This is a genomic window from Pantoea sp. A4, assembly GCF_000295955.2.
GTDB classification, from domain to species: Bacteria; Pseudomonadota; Gammaproteobacteria; order Enterobacterales; family Enterobacteriaceae; genus Pantoea; species Pantoea multigeneris.
This window is the reverse complement of the sequence record NZ_ALXE01000056.1, coordinates 1-10,232: the sequence shown is the minus strand read 5'-3', so window position 1 is coordinate 10,232 and position 10,232 is coordinate 1. Positions and strand designations below refer to the sequence as shown.

10 protein-coding genes, 1 tRNA gene and 1 pseudogene are annotated in these 10,232 nt (G+C 45.3%); 10 read left to right on the top strand and 2 right to left on the bottom strand.

Translation table 11 applies throughout. The features are described 5' to 3' along the window. Positions 1 to 158: 158 nt before the first annotated feature. Together murB and birA are read left to right on the top strand one after the other, a co-directional pair. Positions 159 to 1,199: a UDP-N-acetylmuramate dehydrogenase gene (gene murB, locus B880_RS0122345; protein ID WP_036646638.1), complete on the top strand. Its 1,041-nt coding sequence runs from the start codon at positions 159 to 161 to the stop codon at positions 1,197 to 1,199. Next, complete coding sequence (gene birA, locus B880_RS0122340) at positions 1,196 to 2,164, top strand: bifunctional biotin--[acetyl-CoA-carboxylase] ligase/biotin operon repressor BirA (RefSeq protein WP_017349694.1); 969 nt, start codon at positions 1,196 to 1,198, stop codon at positions 2,162 to 2,164. The genes murB and birA overlap by 4 nt, the downstream gene beginning before the upstream one ends. Here birA and B880_RS27405 read toward each other — a convergent pair. After that, entirely contained in the window at positions 2,154 to 2,489 is a 336-nt protein-coding gene (locus B880_RS27405) for a FaeA/PapI family transcriptional regulator (RefSeq protein WP_443146821.1), read from the bottom strand. The genes birA and B880_RS27405 overlap by 11 nt on opposite strands. Before the next feature lie 576 nt (positions 2,490 to 3,065). On the opposite strand from B880_RS27405, the gene B880_RS0122330 reads away from it, so the two are divergent. The 7 genes and pseudogenes from B880_RS0122330 (at position 3,066) to B880_RS26805 (ending at position 8,780) form a co-directional block, all read left to right on the top strand. Further along, positions 3,066 to 3,599, top strand: coding sequence for a fimbrial protein (locus B880_RS0122330; protein WP_017349692.1), 534 nt, complete (start codon positions 3,066 to 3,068; stop codon positions 3,597 to 3,599). A 28-nt stretch (positions 3,600 to 3,627) separates the two neighbouring features. Further along, positions 3,628 to 4,191: pseudogene (locus B880_RS27175) on the top strand (FimD/PapC N-terminal domain-containing protein); the annotation flags it as partial. Between the two features lie 51 nt (positions 4,192 to 4,242). Further along, positions 4,243 to 6,213: a fimbria/pilus outer membrane usher protein gene (locus B880_RS25410; protein WP_237761040.1), complete on the top strand. Its 1,971-nt coding sequence runs from the start codon at positions 4,243 to 4,245 to the stop codon at positions 6,211 to 6,213. A gap of 4 nt (positions 6,214 to 6,217) precedes the next feature. Continuing rightward, positions 6,218 to 6,964: a fimbria/pilus periplasmic chaperone gene (locus tag B880_RS0122320; RefSeq protein ID WP_017349689.1), complete on the top strand. Its 747-nt coding sequence runs from the start codon at positions 6,218 to 6,220 to the stop codon at positions 6,962 to 6,964. 5 nt (positions 6,965 to 6,969) lie between these two features. After that, positions 6,970 to 7,449, top strand: a complete 480-nt coding sequence (locus B880_RS25405) for a fimbrial protein (protein ID WP_017349688.1) — start codon at positions 6,970 to 6,972, stop codon at positions 7,447 to 7,449. Further along, positions 7,446 to 7,934 carry a fimbrial protein gene (locus B880_RS0122310; RefSeq protein ID WP_017349687.1) on the top strand — a complete coding sequence of 163 codons (489 nt, stop codon included), beginning with the start codon at positions 7,446 to 7,448 and terminating at the stop codon, positions 7,932 to 7,934. Before B880_RS25405 ends, B880_RS0122310 begins: the two co-directional genes overlap by 4 nt. Before the next feature lie 9 nt (positions 7,935 to 7,943). Next, positions 7,944 to 8,780, top strand: a complete 837-nt coding sequence (locus B880_RS26805) for an MrpH family fimbial adhesin (RefSeq protein ID WP_157060605.1) — start codon at positions 7,944 to 7,946, stop codon at positions 8,778 to 8,780. A gap of 23 nt (positions 8,781 to 8,803) precedes the next feature. On the opposite strand, the gene coaA is transcribed toward B880_RS26805, so the two are convergent. Next, the gene (gene coaA / locus B880_RS0122300) at positions 8,804 to 9,754 is read right to left on the bottom strand and encodes a type I pantothenate kinase (RefSeq protein WP_017349685.1); all 951 of its coding nucleotides are present in this window, start codon (positions 9,752 to 9,754) and stop codon (positions 8,804 to 8,806) included. Between the two features lie 375 nt (positions 9,755 to 10,129). Here coaA and B880_RS0122295 point away from each other — a divergent pair. Next, positions 10,130 to 10,205, top strand: a tRNA-Thr gene (locus B880_RS0122295). The last annotated feature ends 27 nt before the right edge of the window (positions 10,206 to 10,232 follow it).

Sequence of the window (10,232 nt, the reverse complement as noted above, 5' to 3'; positions counted from 1 at the left end):
AGGGGTTTTTTGCGTTTGCGACACTTAAAATTCCCCCTATCTGAGATATAAACCAGCTGCAAAGTACAGCAAAGGGGGGGATAACAGCGTAAATCCACCTCCCAACCTGATCGGGATCGGGTAAACTGGTCGTCCGATTATTCAGTAAAGGCTTAATCATGTCTTGCCACACACTCTCTTCACTTCAGCCCTGGAATACGTTTAATTTGAACGCACGAGCTGCGCAAATTAGCGTCATAAATGACAGGGAAACATTGTGCCAGCTGTGGCAGGAAAGCAGAGTTGCTCAGCAACCCGTTTTAATTCTGGGTGAAGGAAGTAATGTATTATTCCTCGAAGATTTTTCCGGGCATGTACTGATTAATCGTATTCAAGGAATTGAGATCAGCGAGACGGAAGAAAACTGGCATTTGCACATTGGTGCAGGTGAAAACTGGCACCAGCTGGTTGAGCATACTTTGAAAACAGGCATTGCTGGTCTGGAAAACCTCGCATTAATACCCGGCTGTGTAGGATCTGCACCTATTCAAAATATTGGCGCGTATGGTATCGAGTTCAATCGTGTCTGTGAATATGTTGATATTGTTGAACTGAGTACAGGTAATACCATGCGCATGAGCTCTGCGGAATGCGAATTTGGCTACCGCGACAGTATTTTTAAACATCGCTATCAGGAAGGATATGCGATCGTTGCTGTAGGATTGATCCTGGCAAAAAAATGGACGCCGATCCTGTCATATGGTGATCTGACTAAATTAGATCCCGCGTCAGTCACTCCTCAGCATGTTTTTGATGCTGTTTGCCATATGAGGCGGAGCAAACTTCCAGACCCTAAAGTCACTGGCAATGCCGGGAGTTTTTTCAAAAATCCCGTTATTGACGCTGAAAAGGCGCAAGCATTGCTGCAGTATTATCCGTCAATGCCACATTATCCCCAGACAGACGGTAGTATGAAACTTGCTGCCGGTTGGCTCATTGATCAATGTCACTTAAAAGGGCTGCGTGAAGGAGGGGCTATGGTCCATCAGCAGCAAGCATTGGTATTGATTAATGCTGAAGACGCCACTGGAAATGATGTTGTTAGACTGGCTCATGAAGTGCGTTCACAAGTTGGGAAAAAGTTTGATATCTGGCTTGAGCCTGAAGTTCGCTTTATTTGCGCGACGGGTGAAGTTAATGCTGTAGAGGTGATTGCGTGAAAGATACAAGCGTACCGTTAAAACTGGTCAGTATTCTGGCAGATGGACAGTTCCATTCAGGGGAACAGTTGGGAGAACTGCTGGGAATGAGCAGGGCTGCTATCAATAAGCACATGCAGACGCTCAAAGAGTGGGGGCTTGAATTTTTAACAGTCACCGGTAAAGGATATAGCCTCACGTCTCCTGTTGAGTTGCTTAATGAGGCAATGATTCTGCCACAAGTACCGGAAAAGAATCTTGATGTTGTCCCGGTACTGGGATCAACAAACCAGTATTTGCTGGATAATATGCATCGGCTGGCATCCGGTTTTGCCTGTGTTGCGGAGTATCAGAATGCCGGGAGAGGCCGCAGGGGTAGGGTCTGGGTATCTCCATTTGGAGCAAATCTGTATCTCTCAATGTACTGGAAGTTGGAAGAAGGCCCGGCTGCTGCAATGGGGCTAAGTCTGGTGATTGGCATCGTAGTTGCTGAAGTCTTGCAGTCTCTTGGCGCTGAAGGCATCAAGGTTAAGTGGCCAAATGACCTTTATCTGAATGATAAAAAACTGGCGGGCATTCTGGTTGAACTGACAGGCAAAACCGGGGATGCAGCGCATATCGTGTTAGGCGCGGGTATTAATCTTGCCATGAGCCAACCAGCAGCAGCAGCAATTGATCAACAATGGATCAATCTGCAAGATGCGGGTATCAAGGTTGATCGTAACCAACTCGCGGCTTCTTTGATCAATGAACTCCGTGTGAATTTACGTAAGTTCGAGCAGGAAGGCTTATCCTCATTCACTGAACGCTGGGCAAAGTTTGATAACTATATCAACCGCCCGGTTAAGTTATTAATAGGCGATCGGGTTGTGAACGGCATTGCCCGTGGTATTGACCATCAGGGCGGGCTGTTACTAGAACATGAAGGTGAAATAAAAGCCTGGGTTGGAGGCGAAATTTCATTACGCCCACAAACTAACCTCTGATTGTAGTACTGAGCCATTTCATAGCCTCGTCACTCAAATGCCAACGTAGTGTATTTTTTACAGGTGTTGGAGTGACGATTACAATGCCTGCTTTCACCAGCTTAAGTAGCAATCTTCGAGCCTGATAGATACCCATTTCGCTAGCTTCCGCTACTTCTCGAGTGCTCACCCATTGTTCCACATTATTCAACGTAGATTCCGCACAGCGACTCTGTAGCTTTGCCAATACTCTGCTCTGAAGTGAAAATGTTTTTTCATAGTGAAGGGACTCGGTCTTTTTTTTCTTTAATCGTTTATCTAACGTCTTAACGTTAGAACTCAGCATAAGATGATCCATCCTAAAAACTCTCCCGTAAATAGTTTCTCGTAGTATTTGATTAAGTTTGTGAGTCATCTCGAAAATTCCTTTCCCTATTTTTCCATTATCAAAATAAATCCCAGTAATTACATGGTTTTAAGATGCATTTTCGATGCAACTTTAAAAAATAACAAGAATAATCTGTCACTAAATTCTGTTTTTTTCAACACGAAAGGGATTATATACCGCCTGTTGCTATCTCATTGGTGCAATGCTCTGGGTTTATGAAAATAGCGACTTCTTATGTCGCAACACAAAGCTGCAAGGTTCATTAATAGTGAGATGTTTTGAATTTGTTATTGCAAAAAGAATTCTCTTTTATAACTTGCTGCTTTTTTGTAAAAATGTGCTCGCTGAAAAACACTGTGTAATGTTGAGGGAGATACAATTCCACCATGAATTTTCTTTCATACCCATGATATATACTTGTTAGTTGACTAAATGTTAGCGAATTAAAAATTTCATTGGGGTTACTAGTGGAATATTTCAGTGTACCCGTTTAAGTAAGTCATGAAATATTATACTTATCAGGATGAATAGATAATGAATTTGAATGCAAAGATGATGGCATTATTGGTTGCAATGGGTATCTCTGGTGCTGTTAATGCAGCGAATACAGGGAGTGGAACAGTGACATTTACAGGTGCTATTATTGATGCACCTTGTTCTATTAACCCAAACTCTGTAGATCAAACGGTTAACCTCGGTCAGATTTCCAACGCGGAACTTGCCACTGACAAGAATACCGGGACATCTACGCCACAGCCTTTCTATATCAAGCTGGAAAATTGCACCACAGCGACATTGAAATCGGTTCAGTCCACGTTTACGGGTCCTAAATCACTTTGGGATGCTGATAGCCTTGGCATTAATGGTAGTGCTGAAGGTGCAAGCATCATATTAAAAGATGGTTCAGGTGCAAAGATTAAGCTTGGTGAGAAAACAACTGCACAGGCTCTACAGGATGGCAATAACACATTAAGTTATTCTGCTTACCTGCAAGGTGGTGGCAGTCTGGCAGTTATCAAGCCTGGTAACTTCCAGACAGTATCTAATTTTACACTGTCTTATCAATAAAATAAGAATCCATGCGGCACATCGCCGCATGGATTCTAAAATGCCTTGCACCAATTTAACCTGGGAACGAAAAATGGGGCATGCCTTTTCTGCTCATGCTTTATTAATTATAAAAATAATTTTTCTGCTTGCTGTTTTTACTAAAAATAATATCTCTGCTAAGGAAATCGAGTTCAACATGGATGTGCTAGATGTTAAAGATAAGGAAAATATTGATCTCAGCGTGTTCACATCTGCAGGATTCATATTGCCAGGTGAGTACATGATGGTAGTACAGATAAATACCGTTGAGTTGCCTGAGCAGGTCATCCACTATTTTTCTCCTGATCATGCAGGTCAGCAGAGCATCCCCTGTATTACACCTGCTTTGGTTGAGCAGTTTGGACTGAAAAACGCTATTAAGAAAACATTGTCCTAGCAGCAGGGAGAACAGTGCCTCAAGTTTGAGAGCATCCCCGGCGTTGTCGCTGTTGGTAGCCTCGCGACAAGCAAACTGACTGTCTCAGTCCCGCGAATGTATCTTGAGTATCACTCTAATGAATGGGATCCCCCCTCAAGGTGGGATGAAGGCATTAGCGGCATTTTGGCGGATTATAATCTCAACTTTAACTCTTCCCATCCTGACCAGGCAAAGCCGTCCTATATGCTGGGGGGAAATGGTGTGGTAGGACTTAATACCGGGCCATGGCGAGTGCGAGCTGAATGGCAAGGTCGAATTGATCATACCACTGGGAATAGCAAGAACAGCGATCAGCAGTTCGTCTGGACTCGTTACTCCATGAGTCGCGCCGTTCCTGACTGGCATTCTCGCTTCGAGTTGGGTGAAATGGTCACTACATCCTCGCTATTCGAAAATTTTCGTTTTCTCGGTTTTAATCTACGTACTGACCAATCGATGTTACCTCCAGGACTGCGGGGCTATGCTCCCGAGGTCTCAGGCATCGCAAAAACGAATGCACGGGTGGTTCTACGCCAGCAGGGACGGATCATTTATGAAACCCAGGTTGCCGCAGGTGCATTTCATATACAGGAACTGAATGAAGCGGTCAGTGGTAGGATTCATGTCCAGATTGAGGAGTCTGATGGCAGCAGGCAGGATTATGAAGTTGACACTGCCAGTGTGCCTTATCTGACAAGGCCGGGGCAGGTGCGTTACAACTTTGCATCTGGCCAAATATCGTCCTTTGGACATCAAGTTGATGGGCCAAAATTTGCGGCCGCAGATATTTCCTGGGGCATCAATAACGGATGGTCAGCCTACTCTGGCAGCGTACTGAGTAAAGACTATCAGTCTGTAACCTTAGGCTTTGGCCGTGATTTACTCATGTTTGGCGCGCTATCCTTTGATACCACCCAATCCAATGCATCTATCCCAACGGCAGGAAGGTTAAAGGGCAACTCCTATCGTTTAAGCTATGCAAAACGTTTCGAAGATTACAGCAGCCAGATCAATTTCGCCGGATACCGTTTTTCAGAGGAAAATTTCCTCTCCACAACAGACTATCTCAGGTCCAGTAGAACAGGAGATGTCCGCCATAACAGCAAGCAACTCTATACAGTGACTTTTAATAAGCAGTTTGATCGCTGGAACATGAGTTCATTCCTGAACTGGTCACATCAAACCTACTGGGATCGTGAAGCAACCGATCGCTATGAGATCAGCGCAGCACACCATTTTGACTTTGCCAAACTGAGAAACGTGAGTGCTTCTCTTTCCGCCTATCGGAGCTTATATGACAAAAAAGAAGAAAACGGCATTTATGTTTCGTTCTCACTGCCTTGGGGGAAAAACTCTGCTGTTAGCTATAACGCAGCGAGCACGGATGGGAAAAGCGATCAGCGAGCCAGCTTTGTTTCCAGGAACAATGAAAGAGATAACTATCAGGTGTCTGTGGGGCAGTCATCTCCGGGAGGCTATCTATCCGGGTATTACAGCCATGAAGGTGATAAGTCTCTGATCACCGCTAATGCCAGCTACCAGCAGGCAAAATACAGTGCATTTGGGTTGTCAGCTCAGGGAGGGCTAACTCTGACTTCAGAAGGCGGTGCTTTACACCGAACATCACTCCCGGGCAGTGCGAGACTATTGGTTGATACTGATGGCGTTGCGGATGTTCCAGTCCGGGGTTTTGGCAGTAATACGAATAGTAATACCTGGGGTAAAGCGGTGATATCCGATATCAACCACTACCACCGTTCGCGAGCACGCGTTGATCTGGATGCGCTCAGTGACAATACGGAAGTGATGCGCTCTGTTGTGCAGGCCACATTAACCGAAGGTGCGATTGGTTATCGAAAATTTACTGTTTTGTCAGGCAGTAAGAGCATGGCGGTATTACGTATGGTGAATGGTGAATATCCACCATTTGGTGCCCAGGTGCGTAACAACCGTCAGCAACAGACGGGCATGATCGCCGAACAGGGGACGGTTTACTTAAGTGGATTACGACCCGGTGAAATTATGCATGTCGAGTGGAATGGTGATGTTGGTTGCTCAGTAACTATTCCAGGTAACCTGCCTGCATTGAACAACGATTCGCTTTTTTTACCTTGTCTGCTCCCTGATGAGGGGATGAAGCATAGGGCAGAGCATTTTATGATTCAGGAAGGATAACTCAGTGAATAAGCAACAGAAGATTGTTATTGTCTTGGCATTTCTAGGTTGGCCCACGGTACAAGCAGCCGTTTCCCTTGATCGTACCCGGGTTATCTACAATGAAGGCGAAAAGTCTGTAAGCCTGAGCATTAGTAATGAAAATCCACAGTTGCCCTATCTTGCCCAAGGCTGGATTGAAGATCAGCAAGGCAATAAAATTACCTCTCCTCTTACTGTTTTGCCACCACTCCAGCGTGTTGAACCCGGAGAGAAGAGTCAGATAAAAGTCCAGGCTCTACAAGGAGCTGCTTTGCTGGCAAGAGACAGGGAGACACTATTTTATTTCAATTTACGTGAGGTTCCACCCCGCAGCGATCAGCCTAATACACTGCAAATTGCGCTACACACGAGGGTTAAATTGTTTTATCGACCCAGCAGTATTGTGGTGGAACGGATTGATTTAGTTAAACCATGGCAAGAAAAATTGGTTCTTATCGCCGAGGGGGCGAATTATCGTATTCAGAACCCAACAGCTTATTACGTTACCGTGGTGGAGGCGAGTACCAGGAAAGAGGGACCAAGTATCGAAGGGTTTGAGCCTGTTATGATTGCTCCCTTTAGTAGTGAAAAAATGAAAGGTAAGATAAATGACTTAGGTAAACAGCCTTTCATTACCTATATTGATGATTATGGTGGACGCCCTGTTTTATCATTCAGTTGTCGGAGTGATAAGTGTTCTGTTACTGGCTCTGGTAACAAGCGTGACTAACAGCAATGAAAAAAATTCTATTATTTCTTTCTCTGGCGCTGAGTTATTACACAGTTGCAGCCCCTCAACAGACCGTCGCGATTAAGGTTAGCATTCTGCATCCGACATGTACGGTGAATGGTGGACGTAGCATTGAAATAAACTTTGGTGAAGACATTTATGCAGCATTTATAGATGGCGTAAAATATACGAAACCCGTTATTTTTAGCCTCAAATGCCATAGTTATACGACAACGGCAATGCGTTTACGGTTAACGGGAAGTGTAAGTGATTTCGACAATACGCTCTTAGCGACAACTAGCCATAATCTTGGAATACGCTTTTTACAGGGCTCAGGGGCAACGCCTCTGCCAGTCAATCACTGGATTTCGTTTAACTACCCCACCTTGCCGAAGCTTCAGGTGGTACCCGTACGCCATCAACAAAGCGTATTAAAAGCCGGTGATTTCAGCAGTGCTGCAACTTTAGTCGTGGAGTTCAGATGAAAAATCACCTTGCTGTCTTTACAGTAATGTTTTTTTGCTATGCCCTGGAAGGGACGGCTTCAACAGCATCCACACCCATGAAGTTAAAAGGAAAGATTTTAGCTACACCACCCTGCACCATTAATAATGAGAAAGATATCAGTGTGAGTTTTGGCAATAAAATAGTTTCAGGGAAAATAAATGGAGAAAATTATCTCCAGGACATAACCTATGTTATTGATTGCACACCGGCACCGGCTCCTTTTGTTCTTTATCTGAATATTAAAGGTACGCCAGAACCTTATGATGCGTCTGCAATAAAAAGCAGTAAGCAAAATTTAGGGATTCGTATTCTGATTGATGGGAAACCATGGAAATTGAATACACCGCTAGCTATTCATACCAAGAGGCCATTGTTACAAGCTGTACCGGTAAAACCGCAGGGAACTGTTGTAAATCCTGGCAGCTTTCAGGCAGTGGCAACGTTAGAAGCCTTTTATCTGTAAGGATGTGCAGTGAGAAAGCGTGTACTGATTTTGCATGGATGGTGCCTGTTAGCTGTCCTGGTTTTTTTCCCCATTCAGGCTATGGCCGGTGCATATGTACTTCCCATCTCTTATATAGGGCGGGTCGTAACCCAGCAAATCATTGCCTGGGAAGAAAATGACTACGATCTTAACCCGTGCTATGGCTGGCGTAGTTGTTACCTCGGACCTGATGTGCTTTATCCGAGTTCATGGCCAGGAATGTGGGGGTCCTGTGTCGACAGGAATCACTGTATTCGCATTGAACAATACAAAACCCGAAAGCAGGTACGTGATGCCTGGATCGCGCAGAAAGGGGTACCCTACAATGCTAACTATCCCGTCGCGACGACTAATGCTACTTGTGTGGGCATTTTTTATGCTGCATCACCGGTTCACTGGTCAAAACCAAATGCTGGGACAGGCCGGGTATTTCCTGGTTCAGTATGCGGAAAAATTCCACCTGCAAACCAGACTTGTCATGTACAACTGCCTGCCGAAATCAATTTTGGTTCGCTGAGTGCTAATAGTATCGCTGGCCAGTACCGGGATGTGACAGGACGTATTTCTTGTAGTCTTGCGGGCAGTGTTGCTCTTTACGGCAAATCATTACTGAACGAACGTAATATCTATCTTGATGGCAACAAGCGTAATCTTTCTGCCAGGCTATTGATCAATAACCGCGATGCCTGGGAAGGAACTCACTTTTATCTGCCAGGAAGCCATACTGCTACATCATTTACTCTACGCGCAGTGCTACAGACAACAACGCCCCCTGCAGCGGGAAGCTATAGTGGCAGCGGAGTTGTCTATGTAGCGTATCTGTAGAGGTAAGTTAACGGGCTCGGGCGTTACTTCCGTAGCCGTACGTTATGGACTTCATGCTTGGCGCTTTTCGTCATGATCAAGCTGGCACGTTCGCGTGTCGGCAAGATGTTCTCTTTCAGGTTACGCCAGTTAATTTCACGCCAAAGCCCCTTCGCAATCTCCACCGCTTCTTCTACCGGCAATTGCGCGTAGTGATGAAAGTAGGAATTGGGGTCGGTAAATGCGCCCTGACGGAATTTCAGGAAGCGGTTGATATACCAGTTTTCCAACATATCTTCTGGTGCATCGACGTAGATTGAGAAATCGACAAAATCCGACACAAAGACATGATGCGGATCGTGCGGATAGTCCATCCCGCTTTGTAATACATTCAGACCTTCAAGAATCAGAATATCCGGTTGATGTACGACTTTATCGCCGTCTGGAATCACGTCATAAACCAGATGTGAATAAACAGGGGCGGTAACCTGGCTAGCGCCAGATTTGAGGTCTGCGACGAATTTCACCAGGCGGTGCATGTCGTAAGATTGTGGGAAACCCTTCTTACGCATGAGATCACGTTCTTTAAGCACAGCGTTGGGATGCAAAAAACCATCCGTTGTAATCAATTCAACTTTACGATGTTCTGGCCAGCGGCTGAGTAAAGCCTGTAGAACTCGCGCAGTGGTACTTTTTCCAACGGCAACGCTGCCTGCGATACTAATGATATAAGGAATTTTCTGCGCATTAGTGCCAAGAAATTGCTCGAGCACTGCCTGTCTACGCAAATTGGAACTGATATAGAAATTGAGCAGGCGAGACAGTGGGAGGTAGATTTCAGCCACCTCTTCCAAAGACAAGTCTTCATTAATGCCTTTTAATTGCTCGATTTCATCCCTTGTCAGTGTCATAGGGACAGAGGCGCGCAGTGCAGCCCACTGCTTACGATTGAACTGAAGATAGGGCGTAGTCAGTGGCGTCGTTTTTTTGCTCATAAGTCTGCTTCTGAAAGCAATAACTGCTTATCAACGGTTTGCTCAACAAAGAGAAAGCCTTCCCGGCTTCGCGCTTATCTCAGGAAATTGCCTGGAGATAGTGGGCTGGAGGTTATCACCAGTCAGGCGTTAAAAAGAAGTAAAAAAAGTGAGGTTGTCATCCTTTCGTAATGCCGCCCACATTTTCAGCCTGCAAGGATTCCTCATGCCGGAATGGGTGCTGTGGGTGGTGAAAATCTCAGCAGATGCGGTGGTTTTTTCCACAACTTCAGAGTTAATTGCGATATTTTGCACAAATAGTAAGCGAAGAGATAAAAAAGCTAATTTTTTTGTTGCATCCTTCCTCCGGTCTTCCTAGAATGCGCTCCACTTGATGCCGGCTTAGCTCAGTTGGTAGAGCAACTGACTTGTAATCAGTAGGTCACCAGTTCGATTCCGGTAGCCGGCACCATCAAGTAGGCGGGATTCCCGAGCGGCC